The sequence below is a fragment of the Brevundimonas nasdae genome (genome assembly GCF_019395145.1).
GTDB lineage: Bacteria > Pseudomonadota > Alphaproteobacteria > Caulobacterales > Caulobacteraceae > Brevundimonas > Brevundimonas nasdae.
Genome location: NZ_CP080034.1, coordinates 1,475,398 through 1,491,635, shown reverse-complemented (window position 1 = coordinate 1,491,635; position 16,238 = coordinate 1,475,398). Strand labels below are relative to the sequence as shown.

The 16,238-nt window shown below is 66.0% G+C and carries 15 protein-coding genes; 9 read left to right on the top strand and 6 right to left on the bottom strand.

The annotated features are described in order from the left end of the window. Positions 1 to 51: 51 nt before the first annotated feature. The gene (locus KWG56_RS07310) at positions 52 to 1,065 is read left to right on the top strand and encodes an NAD(P)/FAD-dependent oxidoreductase (RefSeq protein ID WP_244999686.1); all 1,014 of its coding nucleotides are present in this window, start codon (positions 52 to 54) and stop codon (positions 1,063 to 1,065) included. Here the strand turns inward: KWG56_RS07310 and KWG56_RS07305 are convergent. After that, positions 1,062 to 1,796, bottom strand: a complete 735-nt coding sequence (locus KWG56_RS07305) for a TonB family protein (RefSeq protein ID WP_244999685.1) — start codon at positions 1,794 to 1,796, stop codon at positions 1,062 to 1,064. The genes KWG56_RS07310 and KWG56_RS07305 overlap by 4 nt on opposite strands. A gap of 145 nt (positions 1,797 to 1,941) precedes the next feature. Here KWG56_RS07305 and KWG56_RS07300 point away from each other — a divergent pair, with 145 nt between their 5' ends. After that, positions 1,942 to 2,760 carry a transglycosylase SLT domain-containing protein gene (locus KWG56_RS07300; RefSeq protein ID WP_236261368.1) on the top strand — a complete coding sequence of 273 codons (819 nt, stop codon included), beginning with the start codon at positions 1,942 to 1,944 and terminating at the stop codon, positions 2,758 to 2,760. An 89-nt stretch (positions 2,761 to 2,849) separates the two neighbouring features. Beyond that, on the top strand, positions 2,850 to 3,995 hold the full coding sequence (gene spbR / locus KWG56_RS07295; protein WP_219354274.1) for a SpbR family protein: 1,146 nt from the start codon (positions 2,850 to 2,852) through the stop codon (positions 3,993 to 3,995). A gap of 85 nt (positions 3,996 to 4,080) precedes the next feature. On the opposite strand, the gene KWG56_RS07290 is transcribed toward spbR, so the two are convergent. The 3 genes from KWG56_RS07290 to KWG56_RS07280 all read right to left on the bottom strand — a co-directional run bounded on the left by KWG56_RS07290 (position 4,081) and on the right by KWG56_RS07280 (position 6,572). Continuing rightward, positions 4,081 to 4,557, bottom strand: a complete 477-nt coding sequence (locus tag KWG56_RS07290) for an Hpt domain-containing protein (RefSeq protein WP_201100348.1) — start codon at positions 4,555 to 4,557, stop codon at positions 4,081 to 4,083. Between the two features lie 61 nt (positions 4,558 to 4,618). After that, positions 4,619 to 5,398, bottom strand: a complete 780-nt coding sequence (locus tag KWG56_RS07285) for an NAD kinase (protein ID WP_201100349.1) — start codon at positions 5,396 to 5,398, stop codon at positions 4,619 to 4,621. A 31-nt stretch (positions 5,399 to 5,429) separates the two neighbouring features. Beyond that, a complete protein-coding gene (locus KWG56_RS07280; RefSeq protein ID WP_244999684.1) occupies positions 5,430 to 6,572 on the bottom strand; it encodes a DUF2336 domain-containing protein in 1,143 nt (380 codons plus the stop codon). 188 nt (positions 6,573 to 6,760) lie between these two features. On the opposite strand from KWG56_RS07280, the gene KWG56_RS07275 reads away from it, so the two are divergent. The 4 genes from KWG56_RS07275 to KWG56_RS07260 all read left to right on the top strand — a co-directional run bounded on the left by KWG56_RS07275 (position 6,761) and on the right by KWG56_RS07260 (position 12,758). Further along, a complete protein-coding gene (locus tag KWG56_RS07275; RefSeq protein WP_219354273.1) occupies positions 6,761 to 7,525 on the top strand; it encodes a class II aldolase/adducin family protein in 765 nt (254 codons plus the stop codon). A 44-nt stretch (positions 7,526 to 7,569) separates the two neighbouring features. Continuing rightward, on the top strand, positions 7,570 to 8,289 hold the full coding sequence (locus KWG56_RS07270) for a hypothetical protein (RefSeq protein ID WP_219354272.1): 720 nt from the start codon (positions 7,570 to 7,572) through the stop codon (positions 8,287 to 8,289). A gap of 138 nt (positions 8,290 to 8,427) precedes the next feature. After that, positions 8,428 to 9,552 (top strand): efflux RND transporter periplasmic adaptor subunit, encoded by a 1,125-nt coding sequence (locus KWG56_RS07265; RefSeq protein ID WP_219354271.1) that lies wholly within the window; start codon positions 8,428 to 8,430, stop codon positions 9,550 to 9,552. Continuing rightward, on the top strand, positions 9,552 to 12,758 hold the full coding sequence (locus KWG56_RS07260) for an efflux RND transporter permease subunit (RefSeq protein ID WP_201100395.1): 3,207 nt from the start codon (positions 9,552 to 9,554) through the stop codon (positions 12,756 to 12,758). The genes KWG56_RS07265 and KWG56_RS07260 overlap by 1 nt, the downstream gene beginning before the upstream one ends. A 9-nt stretch (positions 12,759 to 12,767) precedes the next feature. On the opposite strand, the gene KWG56_RS07255 is transcribed toward KWG56_RS07260, so the two are convergent. Next, positions 12,768 to 13,283: a c-type cytochrome gene (locus KWG56_RS07255; protein WP_219354270.1), complete on the bottom strand. Its 516-nt coding sequence runs from the start codon at positions 13,281 to 13,283 to the stop codon at positions 12,768 to 12,770. Between the two features lie 149 nt (positions 13,284 to 13,432). Here KWG56_RS07255 and KWG56_RS07250 point away from each other — a divergent pair, with 149 nt between their 5' ends. Then, on the top strand, positions 13,433 to 13,699 hold the full coding sequence (locus KWG56_RS07250; RefSeq protein WP_201100354.1) for a FeoA family protein: 267 nt from the start codon (positions 13,433 to 13,435) through the stop codon (positions 13,697 to 13,699). Next, a complete protein-coding gene (gene feoB, locus KWG56_RS07245) occupies positions 13,699 to 15,567 on the top strand; it encodes a ferrous iron transporter B (protein ID WP_219354269.1) in 1,869 nt (622 codons plus the stop codon). Before KWG56_RS07250 ends, feoB begins: the two co-directional genes overlap by 1 nt. Before the next feature lie 19 nt (positions 15,568 to 15,586). On the opposite strand, the gene KWG56_RS07240 is transcribed toward feoB, so the two are convergent. Further along, positions 15,587 to 16,213 (bottom strand): TetR/AcrR family transcriptional regulator, encoded by a 627-nt coding sequence (locus KWG56_RS07240; protein ID WP_219354268.1) that lies wholly within the window; start codon positions 16,211 to 16,213, stop codon positions 15,587 to 15,589. Positions 16,214 to 16,238 lie beyond the last annotated feature (25 nt).

Here is a 16,238-nt window from a genome sequence, read left to right as displayed (position 1 = left end):
TCCGGTCCAAACTGGGTTGCAATAAGAGCGTCACGGGTCGATCTGAGGCCCGTGACGACATCTCCTCCCATCGTGATCATCGGCGCGGGCGTTCTGGGCCTCTGCACGGCGTTCGAGCTTCAACGCCGGGGCCATGCCGTGCGTGTGATTGATCCGGGCGCGGCGAACGCGTCCCTGGTCGCGGCGGGCATGGTGGCCCCGGCGATGGAAGCGGCCATTGACGATGCGTCGGTGGAGCAGGCCCAGATATTCCGTGCGGGTCGTGACCTTTGGCCGTTGTTCGCCGAAGCAGCAGGAATCAATCTGGCGCGCCGTCCGGCGGAATGGCGTGGCGGCGATGTTGATGGGATCGAGGCGCGGATGCAGGCGCTGGGTTTCGAGGCCCGTCGCGCGGGCGACCGCGTCCTCACGGATGAAGATTACCAGGTCGAGCCTGCGCAGGCCGTTTCTGCACTGAGGCAGGTGCTGGGCGATGCGGTGGTGCAGGGCCGTGTGAGTTCCGTCGAGCGCGCGGGCGGCCTGTGGCGTGTCTCAGGGGACGGTGAAATCCTTGAGGCGTCGGCTGTGGTGCTGGCGACGGGGGCGGCGGACGCCGTCGCCGGCCTGCCGCCAGCGGCGCATGACCTTGTCGCCGCGATCCAGCCGATCCGAGGCCAGATCGGCGTGCTGACACGAGCCTTGGTCGACCACACCGTGCGCGGACCGGGCGCCTATGTCGCGCCGATGGCGGGCGGGTCGGTGATCGGGGCGACGATGGAGCCGGGCCGTCGCGACACGGCGCCGGATGTCACGACCGGGGAACGGCTGACGGATGCGGCATGGCGCGTGCTGGGCCAGCCGCCTGAGCTGCTGGAGATTGAATGGCGCGCAGGCGTGCGTGGGGCGTCAGCCGACGGACTGCCCATGGCCGGGCCTGCCCCGGATGACGAAGGCCTGTTCTTCGCCCTGGCGCCGCGTCGGAACGGCTGGCTGCTGGGGCCGCTGGTTGCAGCCGTCGTCGCCGATGCGGTCGAGGGGCGCGCCCCTTCGCAGGAAGCTCGCGCCCTCGACCCTCGACGGTTCTAGTCCGCCATCGCGAAGCGGACGGTGAAGTTGACCGTCGCGCCATCGACGGCATGGCCGTCAACTGTGCGCGGGTTCATGCGGAAGTCACGCGTCAGACTTTGCGCCGCACGGCCAAAACCCTGGCCGTTCGGGGTTTCGCCCACCACGCGGCAGCCGGTCAGGCCGCCATCGACGCGGACCACACAGCTCAGGCTGGCGGAACCCGACGTGCCGTTTTCAGCGGCGCGGGTCGGATAGGCGCGCGCCATCTGGGCGGCGGACGGGCGACTGGCCCAGGTCGGGTTGTTGATCACCGAGGCGGCGCGGGGCGGGGTTTCGACCGGAGCCGTGCCGCCTTCCACGCCGGTCGGCGCCGTGCTGACGATGATCTGGCCGGGGGGTGCGATGTTGCTTGGGTTGTCCGGCGGCGTCAGCGGGATCGTCGGCACGTCGATCGGCACGGTCAGGACCGGCTTGTGGATCGGCGTCGGCGGGGCTGCCGTCACGGTCGGCGGCAAGGGTTTGGTCTCAGGCGGCCTCAACATGACGATATCGACCGGTGTGTCCGGCTGATCGGGCGCAACCATCCCGCTCAGTTCAAAACGCTGATTATACAGAACGACCCCTGCCGCGACGTGCAGGACGACCGATACGCCAATAGCGCCCCACATCCAGCGAGGGATGGGTTTTCTGCGTTCCCCGAAGTCGATGGGGCTGATCAGGCCGGGACCTCCGGCGGCGCGAATCATCATGATATGCACTCCCTCGTTCACCGCCCCCGCAGCGCCCGTAAGGTGAAGTTGAGCGTCAAGGTTGTGGCGGCTTTACGGCGGAGGTTTCGGGTTCGACCAACGTCGATCCTTAACGGCGCTGTTAAGGATTAGGGTTTCATTAACCATGGTCGCAGACCCTCCGCGCATGGGCATCGGATCGATTCCTTCTTCCAGCGGCGTAGAGACGGCCATCCGGCGCGCCTCCAACGCCGTAGGCGTGGACTTCGATTTCCTGATGAAGACCGCCCGCCGCGAGAGCGCGATGAACCCATCGGCCAAGGCCCGGACATCATCGGCGGCGGGCCTGTTTCAGTTCATCGAACAAACCTGGCTGTCCACGGTCAAACAACACGGATCCCAGCATGGATACGGCCAGTACGCTGACCTGATCCAGCGTGGATCGGACGGACGCTGGCGGGTCGATGGATCGGCGCGCAATGTGGTGCTGGATCTGAGGTTCGATCCGCAGGCGGCCTCGACCATGGCGGCGGAGCTGACGGCCTCTAACGCCGCCTATCTGCGCGGGCGAACGGGCAAGGAGCCGGGGGCAGGTGATCTGTACGCCGCCCACTTCCTGGGACCGGCAGGGGCGGCCAACCTGATGCAGGCGATGGACCGCAATCCGAACGGCAGCGCGGCGGCTCTTTTCCCCGATGCGGCGCGGGCGAACCGCAGCATCTTCTATCGTGATGGGCGGGCGGCGACGGTCGCAGAAGTTCACGCCAACCTGCAACGCACCGCAGGCCAGGGCGCGCCGGCGGCGGGGGCGGGCGAGCCAGCAGTTGCGGCTCCCAGCCTGAGCGAGCGGGACCAGATGTTGGCCGCGCGGCTGGACCGTCTGAAGCAGGATCAGGGGCTTCTGGCCCTGCTGCTGGGCCAGGACGGACAGTCCAGCAGCGGCTTCGGCGGCGCCTTCTCGCCACGCGGCAAGGAATCGACCTGAAACCGGTTTCGACAGGCCGATGGTAAACCGGACGTTAAGCATGGCAGTGTGATCGTAAGGGCAACGTCCGATTCCTTCACGAGCTGTCCATGACCGCCTACCGCGCACGATTGACCGAAGTGGACATTCGCCGCCTGATCAAGGCGACGGACGAGGACGAGCGGGCTGAGGCGGCGCACAAGATGTGCCGCAGCATGGAGGCCGCCGATCTGGATGAGACGGGCCGTGAGGCCGCGCAGAAGATCATCCGCCTGATGTCGCAGGATGCCGCCGAAATGGTGCGCCGGGCCATGGCGATCACGCTCAAGGCCTCGGACCTGATTCCCAATGATGTGGCGCGTAAACTGGCGTCAGATCTGGACAGCATCGCCCTGCCGATCATAGCTGCGAGCCCTGCGTTTAGAGACGATGACCTGATCGAGATCGTCCGCGCCGGGTCGCCGGTGCGCCAGACTGCGGTTGCGGGGCGTCAGCGCGTGTCGCGGGACGTAGCGACGGCTTTGGCCAATGAAGGATGCGAACAGTCGGTGCGGACCCTGGCCGCGAACGACAACGCAGATATCAGCGAAGCGGCGCTGGGCGTGGTCGTGGATCGTTTTTCGACCTCGTCCGACGTCGTCACGGCGGTCGCCTATCGTCAGGTTCTGCCCTTGTCGGTCACCGAAAGACTGATCGAACTGGCCAGCGACACGGTGCGCGAGCATCTGGTGACGCGTCATGCCGTTGCCCCCGAAACCGCCATCCGACTGGCCCAGTTTGCGCGTGAGCGGGCCACGATCGACCTGATCGACCAGGCGGCGGCCAGCGCCGATCTGCCCGCCTTTGTCGCCCAGCTGAACAACCGCAAGGCTCTGACCGCGTCGCTGCTGCTGCGCGGACTGGCGCGCGGGCAGATGGCCTTGTTTGAACATGGGTTGGCCGAACTGGCGCATACGCCGCATCAGCGCGCATGGCTGATGGTTCATGACGCCGGGCCGCTGGGCCTGAAGGCCATCTATGACCGTGCGGGTCTTCCGCCGCGCCTGTTCCAGGCCTTCCGCGCCGGGGTCGACACCTGGCGGGCCCTGGCGGCCGAAGGGGCGGACACCTCTGGCGCGCCCTTTCGCCAGAAAATGCTCGAACGGTTCGTGACCCAGCGCCCCAATGTGATGCGCGACGATCTGGCCTATCTGATGGAGCGGCTGGATCACGCGCCGCTGCGTGAAGGGCAGGCCATCGCCGCCAACGCGGCCTGATGCCAGTCCAACGAAACGAAAAAGGCCCGCCGGATCGGCGGGCCTTTTGTCTGTCTGAGGCGTCAGTATTCAGCCTGCCCGGTATTCAGCCTGCCCTGTGTTCGGCGACCTTGGCTTCCAGGGTTTCGGCCAAAACCCGACCCGTGGGGTTTTCGTCGGTCTTGATCTGATCGCGGACGATGGCGCGCAGGGCGTCGACATGGGCGTCCAGAATGACGGCGGGGGCCGTCATGCGTCGTGCCGGATCATCCAGCATCCTGCACAGCGACCCGGCGATGCGCGTGACCAGCGGATACTCATAGGTCGAGCCCAGCCCCTTCAGGTCGTGCGCGCGGAAATACAGCGCCTCGGCAGTTTCGGGGGTGTAGCCCTTTTCACGGATGTCGGCCTGAGCCTTGTCCAGCTTGGTGATTTCGTCGTTCAGCCACTGCCCGAACTGGGCCGACATGGCCTTCAACGCTTCTTCCGCCTTGGCGATGGCGTCGGCGTTGATGTTGAACCCGCCGCCGACCTTCATGCGAAGCGTGTTGGGGGGACGGCTGATATGCGCCGGGTTACTCATGGCGATCTCCAAAAGCTATCGCCCAAAGCTTAAGCGCGCGCCCTTAAGAAGGCGTGACCGGTCAGTTGGTGAACTGCTCGGCCATGACCCGCTCTTCGAAAGAGCGCCCTGCGTCGAACAGCATGGTCAGGGTGACGTCGCGACGTTCGCGCACCTCCACGGTGGCGACGCGGCGGACTTCGAAATTGTCGGCGGTGGCGGAGACAGGGCGCTTACCCGGCTCCAGAACATCGAAACGCACCTTGGCGCCGTGTGACAACAGAGCGCCGCGCCAGCGACGCGGCCTGAAGGCGCTGATCGGCGTCATCGCCAGAACGCGGGCGTCCAGCGGAATGATCGGGCCATGCGCCGACAGGTTGTAGGCTGTGGACCCGGCAGGCGTCGCCACCAGGCAGCCGTCGCACGACAGCTCCTCCAGACGCACCCGGCCATCGACCGAAATCTTCAGCTTGGCGCTCTGGCGCGTCTGACGCAGCAGCGAAACTTCGTTGATCGCCAGGCCTGTCTGCACTTCCCCGCTTTCAGTCCAGGCGTCCATCTGCAGCGGGTGAATGACCGTGCGCTCGGCGGCGCTGATCCGCTCCAGCAGATTGTCTTCCTCATAGTCGTTCATCAGAAACCCGACCGAGCCGCGGTTCATGCCATAGACGGGGGTGCGGCGTTTCAGGTTGGCGTGAAGCGTCTCCAGCATCTGGCCGTCGCCGCCGATGGCGACGATCACATCCGCCTCGGCCTCGGATACGGCGCCATAGCGCGCAATCAGGGTTCGCCGCGACGCCTGGGCTTCCGGGCGGTCGCTGGCGATGAAGGCCAGGGCAGGGGGTGATTCAAGCTTGGTCACGGGCGGACGTGAACCGACGCGGCGGCTCAAGTCAAACGTTAGAAGGCGTTTCCATCATTTGGCGAAAGGCGCGCGCCGCCGCTTGAGGGTGCATGGCGCTGGCGCTCCAGCGGGCTTCCGTCGGCAGCCCCCCTGCCAGTTTGCGCACCTCTGTCAGCAGGGAGGCGAAGACGGCCCGATCCACGCCCACGGCGACGCAGGCCAGATAAAGGGCTTCTGCGGTGGGCGCGCGCACGGCGGCGCGTATGGCCGATATCGGAAAACCGCCCAGGGCGGCCAGGGCTTCCTCAAACAGACTGAGGCGTTCTTCGCGCAGCGCGCGGACCAGCAGGCCGGGGCGAAGCTGGCCCGATGTTTTCAACTTGTCGACCAGACGGCGCTCCATCTCCGGTCGGTCGTCCTGTTCTGTTCGGCGGCCTTGTGCCGACATGGCGCGCCAGCCTGCAGCGCCCGCCGTTCTGGATGCGTCGTCGGCGGCCTGCTGTATGGCCGCGTCCAGCAGTTGATCATCAATGCGGAATCGTTCGCCGATGGACTGGCGCAGGGCCTGGCCGACCCATTGATACAGTTGTTGCGCCTGGGCTTCGCTGAGGCGCGGGTGCCGGGACAGGGGGGCGCGCAAACCCGCGATGCGGCGCGATTGATCCACCAGGCGCCCCATCGAGGTGTCCGTGATTAGGGCGGTGCGGTTGGAAGCCAGCGCCGTCATGGTCACGGCGTCGCCGCGATCTATGATGGCGTCCGCAACAACACCCGACAGGTAGGGACGGCGGGCGACGGCGATCTGATGCTCCAGGGTCGCCTCAACCAGGACGCGGATCAGGTCTGCGTCTTGCAACAGGGGGCTGGCGGCGAGGATCGGCGCCGCAATCTCGATCTCGTCCAGCGCCAGCATGTTGATCAGGGCGGGCGGCGCCCAGTCGACCTGCGACAGTCGTTGGGACAGGACTTTTCTCACATCCCGCTCAGCCTGGCGCGCCAGGGTCAGGAAGACTTCACTGAGCACCGGGGCGGCGCCGCTCTCGGGCGGTGAAGCTTCGCACAGGGCGACGATGGACAGGAGCAGCCGTTGACGATCGTCAATGTCGCGGCTGCGCGCCAGTTCGACGAGGCCCCGTCCGTCCCGATCGGAGACGGCCTTTTCGGGCGTCCGCATTTGAACGACAGCAGGCACGACACATCCCCCGACGGGCTTTGAGGTTCAAACGCTACGGCGGAGGTCATGAAGGGCGGGTTAACTACGCCCGTCGCCTGCCGCATGACGTAACGTCAGCCTTGTTCTGCGCGCCTTGACGCCGTCTTCAAGCCGGTGGACGCTGACAAAAAGCCCGACAGAGGCGCAATCGATGACAAGAGGAAATCATGGCCGACGGCAGCGCTGCATCACTGAAAACCCGCGTGTCGGAGGCCGAATGGCAGACCCGTCTGGAGTTGGCCGCCCTATACCGTCTGGTGGCGCTGAACGGGTGGGACGACATGATCTTCACCCATATTTCGGCGCGGGTGCCGGGGCCTGAGCATCATTTCCTGATCAACCCCTACGGCTATTATTTCGAAGAGATCACCGCCTCGTCGCTGGTGAAGGTCGATCTCGAAGGAAACATCGTTCAGGACACGACCAGCTTCATCAATCCGGCGGGCTTCACCATCCACTCGGCGGTCCATGCGGCGCGTGAGGACGCCAAGTTCGTCGTCCACCTGCACACCGTGAACGGCGTCGGCGTCGCCGCCCAGCAGCACGGTTTGCTGCCCATCAGCCAGAACGCGTGTTTACTGCAGCATCAGGTTGCTTATCATGGGTACGAGGGGTTGGCCCTGAACCATGACGAACGCGAACGTCTGGTCGCCGACCTGGGGGACAAGCCGCTGATGTTGCTGCGTAATCACGGCACCTTGGCGGTCGGGGAAACGGCGGCTCAAGCATGGATCGGCATCTTCTTCCTGGAGAGGGCCTGCGCGCAGCAGGTCGCGGCGCTGTCAGGCGGGCGCGACCATGTCCTGATCGCACCGGACGAGGCGCAGAACGAAACCAGGGAGCAGGGTCGGGGGATCGGCTTCATCTCGGGCCTGGCCTGGCCGGGCGCGCTTCGCCAACTGGATCGCAAGTCGCCCGGTTACGACGTCTGACGACAGCGGGGGCCGGGGCGTGCGTCCTGGTCCTGATCCCCGCGATGGCCGCCGCCGGCGCCTGGACCCAGCCGAAAGGCCAAGGACAGGTGATCGTGAAATACGAGGACATGCGCGCCGACGAAGGCTTCGACCCTTCCGGCGACACCTTGTCCCTGCTTGCGCGGCGCAGGGACGCAGCGGTGGGCCTGTTTGCAGAATATGGTCTTACGGATCGGCTGACGCTGCAGTTGAAGGCTGACTGGCAGAGCGGCGAAGACGCCTTCGTCGATTATGAGGGCCGCGGGCCCGTCGAACTGGGGCTGACATGGAAGGCCTGGCGGGACGATCACAATGCCGTCAGCCTGTATGCCGGATACGCCGAGGCGGGAGAGGGGCGAAACGCCGGTTACGCGGCGCCGGGTGTCGGCGGGCACGACTGGGAGATGCGCGTCTCTGCAGGCCGGTCGTTGAAAGCGGGGGATCGCTTGGGGTTGGACAGCGCCTTCGTGGAGGTCCAGGCGGCGAGGCGGCTGCGCAGCGATCTGCCTGATGAAACGCGCGCGGACTTCACCGTGGGCGGACGGTTCGGCGGCCATTGGATGGTGATGGGACAGGCGTTTGGCGGTGCGGCTGACGGCGGCGCGCGCTGGGCTTCGATCGAGGGATCGCTGGTGCGGGACCTGGGTGAATGGAGCGTCCAGGCCGGGTGGCGCGAAACCGTGGCGGGTCGCGAGACGCCGATTGCACGCGGTTTCACCCTCGCGATCTGGCGACGTTTTTGACGCGACGGAACTTGCGACGGATTTCTCTTCGATCGGCGTTAGACTCAGAACGTTCGGCGCTTCATTACAGACACTTAATGTTGCGCCTGTTCCCCGAGTCGCTAAGCGTGCGCGGCTTCACCATGTGAGAGACACCGCGTGTTCAAACGGCACTTTTTCCTGATCGCTGCTGGCGTGTTGCTGGCGCTCATGGTCGTTGCGGCGGTTCTGAAAATTGTATTCGCCCAGGATGGTCCGCAAGCAGGGCCGGGCGCTGGCCGCGGCGGCGCACGTGGGCAGCAGGTGTCCGAAGCCGTGGTCGGCACGCGCCAGTTCTCGGACCAGATCCGGGTGTTGGGCGTGGCACGCGGCGTCAAGTCGGTCAACATCACCTCGCCGACGACCCAGTTGATCACGCGCGTGATGTTCGTTGACGGCCAGCAGGTGTCGGCAGGCGCCCCTCTGGTCGAACTGCAGGCGCGCGAAGAAGAGGCGACTGTCATCGAGGCCCGGGCGCGGGTCGCCCAGGCGCAGCGGGAATATGACCGCTACAAGAATCTGACCGACCGGGGCGTGGCCCCGCGCATCCTGCTGGAGCAGGCAGAGACGGCTTTGGCCACGACCCAGGCGTCCTTGCAGGCGGCGCAGGCCCGTCGTGGCGACCGCGTGATCCGCGCGCCCTTCGCAGGAACTCTGGGTCTTACGTCTGTGACGCCGGGAACCTTAATCAATCCGGGCGCCGTGATCGCAACCCTGGACGACACCTCCAGCATTCGCGTCGATTTCCCCCTGCCTGAGCGTTACCTCAGCCGCCTTCAGCCCGGCACGCCGATCACCGCCACCGCAGACGCCTATGGCGAAGAGCCGTTCCAGGGACGGATCGAGCTGATCGACACACGGGTCAATGAAACGACGCGCGCCGCCACGGCGCGGGCCATTTTCTCCAATCCGGGCGGCCGCATCCGTCCGGGCATGATGATGCGCGTCGCGGTGCAACAGGGTCAGCGCCAGGCCGTCGCCGCGCCCGAAGCCGCCATTCAATATGAAGGCGCGGGGGCCTTTGTTTATCGCATCGCCTCCGGCCAGAACGGCTCGAACGCCCAGCGGGTCGAGATCACGACTGGCGCGGTCGAGAACGGCTATGTCGAAATCCTGTCGGGCGTCGAGGCGGGCGAGCGTCTGGTCGGCTCCGGCCTGAACCGCATCCAGCCTGGCGCTCCGATCAGCGTCGCAGGCGCCGCCCAGGGTCAGCAGAGCGCAGCCCAGCAAGGCGCCCGCAAATGATGCTTTCCGACGTCTCGGTCCGGCGTCCGGTTTTCGCGGCGGTCGCCGCGATCGTACTGTGTGTCATCGGCGCCGCCGCCTTCTTCTTCCTGCCGGTGCGCGAACTGCCCGACGTGGATCCGCCGATTGTCTCGGTCAACACCACCTATGCCGGCGCTTCGGCCGAGGTCATCGAGAGCCGGATCACTGAGCCCATCGAGCAGCAGGTGGCGGGCATTCAGGGGATCGAAAGGATCACCTCCGTCAGTCGTGACGGCCGCTCCAACGTGAACATCGAGTTCTCGCTGGACCGCAAGATCGACGACGCCGCCAATGACGTGCGCGACCGCGTCAGCCGCGTGGTGGGCCGTCTGCCGGATCAGGCCGACCCGCCCGAGGTGGCCAAGGCGGATTCCGACAGTCAGCCGATCATGATCGTCTTCCTGCGCTCGACCAGCATGAACCGTCTGCAATTGACGGACTATGCCGACCGTTACCTGGTGGACCGCATCGCAACCGTTCCGGGCGTGGCCACGGTCAACATCTATGGCGAGCAGCGCTATGCCATGCGGATATGGCTGGACGCCACGGCGATGGCCGCGCGCGGACTGACGGTCAATGACGTCGAAACCTCGCTGGCGAGCCAGAACGTCGAACTGCCTGCGGGTTCACTGGAATCCACGGACAAGGACTACACCGTCCGCGTGGCCCGAACCTATTCGCGGCCGGAAGACTTCCGCCAATTGCCGATCGGCGTGCGGGGCGCGGCGTCGGTCACCAATGCCGTGGCGACCGGATCAGGCAGCGGATCATCGGCCATCATTCAGGGTCAGCCGACCTATGTGACGCGCCTGGGCGACATCGCCCGTGTCGAGGAGGCGCCCGCCGAGGCGCGCCGCCTGTTCCGTGGCAACGGCATGGACCAGATCGGTCTGGCCGTGACCCGTCAGGCCCAGTCGAACGACCTGGCCATCTCTGACGGCGTCAAGAAGATGATCGAGGAGATCCGGCCGACCCTGCCGCCCGGCGTGACCATCGAAATCGGATCCGACAACTCGGTCTTCACCTCGCACGCGATTGACGAGGTCTGGATCACCATCGGCATTTCGATGGCGCTGGTGGCCCTGGTGAACTTCATCTTCCTGGGCAGCCTGCGGGCGGCGTTGATCCCGTCCATCGTGGCGCCGATCTGCCTGTTGGCGACCTTCATCGTCTTGGCCCCGCTGGGCTTCTCTCTGAACCTGCTGACGCTTCTGGCCCTGGTGCTGGCTATCGGCCTGGTGGTGGATGACGCCATCGTGGTGGTCGAGAACATCCAGCGGCGGCTGGATCACGGAGAGCCGCCTCTTGTCGCCGCCGAGCGTGGCGCACGTCAGGTCTTCTTCGCCGTTGTGGCCACGACCATCGTGCTGCTGTCGGTGTTCGCGCCTCTGCTGTTCCTGCCCGGCTATGTGGGGCGTCTGTTCGTCGAACTGGCCGCCGCCATCGCCGCCGCCGTTGCCTTCTCCGCCTTCCTGGCCCTGAGCCTGTCGCCGATGCTGGCCTCCAAGATCCTGAAACCGGCCCAGACCGGCGGATGGGTGGCGCGGCGCGTGGATTGGGCGATGGAACGGCTCAAGAGCTCTTACGCTCGTTCGCTGGACATGCTGCTGGGGCGTCGTATCGCCGTGGTCGGCGTCGGCGCCGTGATCGCCCTGGTGGCCGCAGGCGCGCTGGGCATCTTCATGGTCCTGCCCAATGAACTGGTGCCGAACGAGGATCGGGGCCGGGTTCAGGTGCGTGTCGCCGGACCGGAGGGCGCCGGTTTCGACTACACCCGCAAGATCATGCTGGGGCTGGAGCCGCTGCTGGCCGAATACCGGGCCAATGGCGAGGCGGATTCCTTCCTGATCTCCGCGCCCGGTTTTGGCGGCGGCAGCTTCAACTCCGGCAACGCCGTGCTGAACCTGGCCGACTGGTCCAAGCGTGACCGCAGCGCCGCCGATATTGCACAAGAGCTGAACGGCAAGCTGCGCAGTCAGACGGACGCCCAGGTCAACGCCTCGACGCCCGGCGCTTTCCAACGGGGCGGGGGCAACTCCAACTCCATCGAGCTGGTCGCCACAGGCAATGACTACCGCCAGATCTACAATTGGCTTCAGCCCATGCTGGCGGCGGCACAGGCCAATCCCGGCTTTTCGCGCCCGCGCCTGAACTACGAGCCGAACTCTCCGCGCCTGCTGGTCGATGTCGATCCGCAGAAGGCGGCGGCGTTGGGCGTGTCGTCCCAGTCCATCGGCCGTGCGCTGGAGACCATGTTCGGTTCACGCCGCGCCACGACCTACATCAAGGGCGGCAAGGAATATGACGTCATCCTCCAGACCGACCGCGACAACCGGCGCGAGGTCGCGGACCTGGAGGCCCTGTATGTCGCGACCGGTGGCGGGCAGCTGGTGCCCCTGTCAGCGGTCGTCACCACCAAGACGACGGGCGACACGCCGGATCGGCGCCGTCTGGATCGCCAGCGGTCGATCTCGCTGCAGGCCGACCTGAACCCCGGCACGACCATCGACGACGCCATCCAGTTCCTGCAGGCCGAGGCCGCCAAACAATCTCAGAGCGGCGTGACCATTCAGTGGGGCGGCGCGGCGCGCGACCAACAACAGGCGGGCGGCGCGGTCGTTGCAGCCTTCGGACTGGCGCTGTTGCTGGTCTTCCTGGTGCTGGCGGCCCAGTTCGAAAGCTGGATCACGCCTGCGGTCATCATGCTGACGGTGCCTCTGGCGGCGGCGGGCGGTCTGTTTGGTCTGCTGATGGCCGGGTCCAGCCTCAACATCTACAGCCAGATCGGTCTGATCATCCTGATCGGGGTCGCGGCCAAGAACGGCATTCTGATCGTGGAGTTCGCCAACCAGTTGCGGGATCAGGGACGGTCGATTCGCGAGGCGATCATCGAGTCCTCGTCCCTGCGTCTGCGCCCGATCATCATGACCTCCATCGCCACCGCCTTCGGCGCTCTGCCGCTGGTGCTGTGGCAGGGGGCGGGCGCAGGCAGCCGTCAGACCATCGGCGTGGTTATCTTCACCGGCGCCATGTTCGCCACGGTGCTGACCCTGTTCGTGGTGCCGGTGATCTATGGCGTTCTGGCGCGCTTCACCAAGTCGCCCGAGTGGACGGCCCGCAAGATCGAGGAATGGGAAGCCCAGGAACTGGAGCGGGGCGGCGAGAAGCCTATTCCGGTGGAATAGGCTTCGGTCTCAGGAAGCGGGCGCTGGTGCAGGTTCCGCCTGGTAGCCCGTCTCCACCTTCAGGAAGGCGATGACGTCGCGGCGGTCCTTGTCGTCGGGCAGGCCGGGGAAGGTCATCTTGTTGCCCGGCAGGAAGGTGCGCGGGTTCTGGAGCCAGTGATCCAGCTTTTCGGCGTCCCAGGTGAAGTCCGCGGTCCGCATGGCGTTGGAGTAGCTGTAGCGGGGACGCTCGCCCGCCTTACGGCCAAAGACGCCGTACAGGTTCGGACCCGCCATGTCCGGTCCGCCTTCGCCAATGGTGTGGCAGGAGCGGCAGCGGGCGAAGGCGCGGCGGCCATTCTCCAGATCACCTTCGTTGTACGGTGCGGGCAGGGACGCCAGCAGCGTCGCCTTTTCCGCATCGGACAGAACGCGGGCCGGTTTGGCCGGCGCGGCGGCGGGCGCAGAGGACGTGTCCGCTCCACCATTGCCGCAGGCGGCGAGCATCAGGATCGGGGCGACGGCAAGCGGGGCGAAGCGGTTCATGGCGGTTCCTGTTTGGCCCCTGATACCGCAATCGTCCAGCGCGGCAATTGGGCAAGCTGTCCTGCTGGCGCGGCGCGCGCGCGGCTGATAATCACTGTCACTGAATATAGGGCCGCAGGGGTGCGCCGCCCTTCCGTGCGAGCGTAGATTTGACCGACACCATCAAGCTGAGTCAGGCCCGTCGCGGCGATCGCGGAGTGATCGTCCAGGTCGGCGCCCATTGCCATCACCAGGCCGACGCGGTCGAACTGGAGCGCCGCCTGCTGGAGCTGGGCTTCGTCGAAGGCGCCCATGTCGAACTGCTGCATGAGGGCCTGTTCGGACGTGACCCCATCGCCATGAAGGTGGACGACATGCGGGTTGCCTTGCGTCGCCACGAAGCCGAAAGCCTGATGATCCAGTTGGACGCCGCCTGATGGATGTTGCGCTGAAAGCCGCCCGCGTCGCGCTGGTGGGAAACCCCAACAGCGGCAAGACCGCCCTGTTCAACGCCCTGACCGGCGCGCACCAGAAGGTCGCCAACTACGCCGGTGTCACGGTCGAACGGAAAGAAGGCCTGATCCGCGCCGCATCAGGCCGCACCCTGTCGGTGCTGGATCTGCCCGGCACCTATTCCCTGCGCGCCCGCAGCCCGGATGAAGAGGTCACCCGCGACGCTGTTCTGGGCCGTCTGGCGGGCGAAACGCCGCCGGATGTGGTGGTCTGCGTCGCCGACGCCACGAACCTGCGTCTGGTGCTGCGCCTGATCCTGGAGCTGAAGGCCGTCGGACGTCCGATGGTCCTGGCGCTGAACATGTACGACATCGCCCAGCGTCAGGGCCTGCGGATTGATCTGGAGAAGCTGGGCGCCGAACTGGGCGTGCCGATCATCACCACGGTCGCCACGCGCAAACGGGGGATCGACGATCTGATCGCCGCCGTCGAACAGCAGGTGGATGTCGCCGCACTGTCTGAAAGCCAATGGCATAGCCCCGACGCCGCCGCCCTGCGTTCCGCCGCGCGTGAGGCCGAGCGGATCATGAAGGCCTGCGTCCGCCCGCCCGAGCGGCCTGACACCCTGACCGGCAAGATCGATTCCGTCCTGCTGCATCCGGTCGGCGGGCTGGTGATCCTGATGGCCATTCTGTTCGTCATGTTCCAGGCCGTGTTCAGTTGGGCCGCGCCCCTGATGGACGGCATCGAGGGCGGCATCGGCTGGATCGGGGAAATGGTCGCGGCCATCCTGCCTGACGGCCTGTTGCAGAGCCTGATCGTGGACGGCGTCATTTCCGGCGTCGGCAGCGTGCTGGTCTTTCTGCCGCAGATCCTGATCCTGTTCCTGTTCATCATCGCGCTGGAAGACTTCGGCTATATGGCCCGGGCGGCCTTTCTGATGGACAAGATCATGGGCGGGGCGGGTCTGCATGGGCGGGCCTTCATTCCCCTGCTGTCCAGTTTCGCCTGCGCCATTCCGGGTGTGATGGCGGCGCGGGTGATCGATTCAAAGCGCGACCGGCTGACCACCATTCTGGTGGCCCCGCTGATGACCTGCTCGGCGCGCATCCCGGTCTATACCCTGATCATCGCCGCCTTCATTCCCAACCAGACGGTGTGGGGCTTCGCCAACCTGCAGGGCGTGGTGATGTTCGGACTCTATGCAGCGGGCATCTTCAGCGCCCTGATCGTGTCCTTGGTCATTCGCAAGATCTTCTGGAGAGGCGCGGTCGAGCCCTTCATGATGGAACTGCCCACCTACAAGGTTCCTGACCTGAAAAGCGTCGGCTTCAACCTGTGGCTCCGGGCCAAGATATTCCTGACGCGGGCGGGCCGGATCATCCTGCCTGCCGTGGTCATTCTGTGGGTGCTGGCGACCTTCCCCTATCCGCCCGAGAACGCGACCCTGCCGGCCATCGACTATTCGTTCGCGGGCATGCTGGGCCGGGCGCTGGAGCCGATCTTCGCGCCCATCGGCTTCAACTGGCAGATGGTCATCGCCCTGATCCCCGGCATGGCCGCGCGTGAGGTGGCGGTGGCGGCCCTGGGCACCACCTACGCCATTGCCGACGCCGAGAATGCGACGGGCCTGCTGGCCTCGACCCTGGCCCAGCACTGGTCGCTGGCGACGGCGCTGTCGTTCCTGGCCTGGTACATCTTCGCGCCCCAGTGCGTGGCGACGCTGGGCGTGGTGCGTCGTGAGACGAACTCGCTGAAATGGACCTGGGTGATGATCGGCTACATGTTCGGTCTGGCCTATCTGGCCTCGTTCGTGACCTATCATGTCGCGGTGTCGATGGGCGGGGGCTGACGCCGGCCCGCCGGTATGATCAGCGGCCGGTCGTCAGCTTGACGATGATGATCGCCGCCGTGTCCAGAATGGCCTCTGGCGTGTCGGCGCGCCGCAACAGGTCGAAACTGGCCGCCGTCGATTCCGCGATGGACGCGATCTGGTACGAAGCCAGTCGCGGGCTGTAGTCCTTGGGATGCAGGCCGCTGGCATGGGCCTGGGCGACGCGACGCTCGATGGCCAGGTGAAGACGGCGCAGGCGGCGCACTCGACTTTCGACAAAGGCGGCGTCGCCATTGTCCGCCAGCATATGCTCAACGCGCAGAACCTGGCCGTGAGTGCGCCAGATTTCCATGATGTCGAGAATGAAGGCCCGCCCGATGGCGAAGGCCTTGTCGCCCGGCCAGTCGGCCTGGAAATGGCTGGACAGCCCCTGGAAGTCGGCGGCGGCGGCTTCGCACAGCGCCAGAACCGGCTCCTCCACCGTCTTGAAATAGGTGTAGAAATTCGACGGCGAGACACCAGCGCGGGACGCCAGATCAGCGACACGGATTTCACCGTAATGGCGCTCGTTCAGAAGCTGGCGGGTTGCGTCGAGGATCGCCTGGCGCGTGCGTCCGCCGCGTGCGCCGATCTTGTGTCCCAGCTTGTTCGTGTTTTCGGCCATGTCCCCAGATGGTCGAGCGGTGGTG

Bases quoted from the DNA above. Each gene is read 5' to 3' on its own strand.
- KWG56_RS07270 (WP_219354272.1), top strand. From the start codon at position 7,570: ATGGCCGCCGCCGGCGCCTGGACCCAGCCGAAAGGCCAAGGACAGGTG.
- KWG56_RS07300 (WP_236261368.1), top strand. From the start codon at position 1,942: ATGGTCGCAGACCCTCCGCGCATGGGCATCGGATCGATTCCTTCTTCC.
- KWG56_RS07275 (WP_219354273.1), top strand. From the start codon at position 6,761: ATGGCCGACGGCAGCGCTGCATCACTGAAAACCCGCGTGTCGGAGGCC.
- KWG56_RS07290 (WP_201100348.1), bottom strand. From the start codon at position 4,557: ATGAGTAACCCGGCGCATATCAGCCGTCCCCCCAACACGCTTCGCATG.
- KWG56_RS07260 (WP_201100395.1), top strand. From the start codon at position 9,552: ATGCTTTCCGACGTCTCGGTCCGGCGTCCGGTTTTCGCGGCGGTCGCC.
- KWG56_RS07305 (WP_244999685.1), bottom strand. From the start codon at position 1,796: ATGATGATTCGCGCCGCCGGAGGTCCCGGCCTGATCAGCCCCATCGAC.
- spbR (WP_219354274.1), top strand. From the start codon at position 2,850: ATGACCGCCTACCGCGCACGATTGACCGAAGTGGACATTCGCCGCCTG.
- KWG56_RS07255 (WP_219354270.1), bottom strand. From the start codon at position 13,283: ATGAACCGCTTCGCCCCGCTTGCCGTCGCCCCGATCCTGATGCTCGCC.
- feoB (WP_219354269.1), top strand. From the start codon at position 13,699: ATGGATGTTGCGCTGAAAGCCGCCCGCGTCGCGCTGGTGGGAAACCCC.
- KWG56_RS07240 (WP_219354268.1), bottom strand. From the start codon at position 16,213: ATGGCCGAAAACACGAACAAGCTGGGACACAAGATCGGCGCACGCGGC.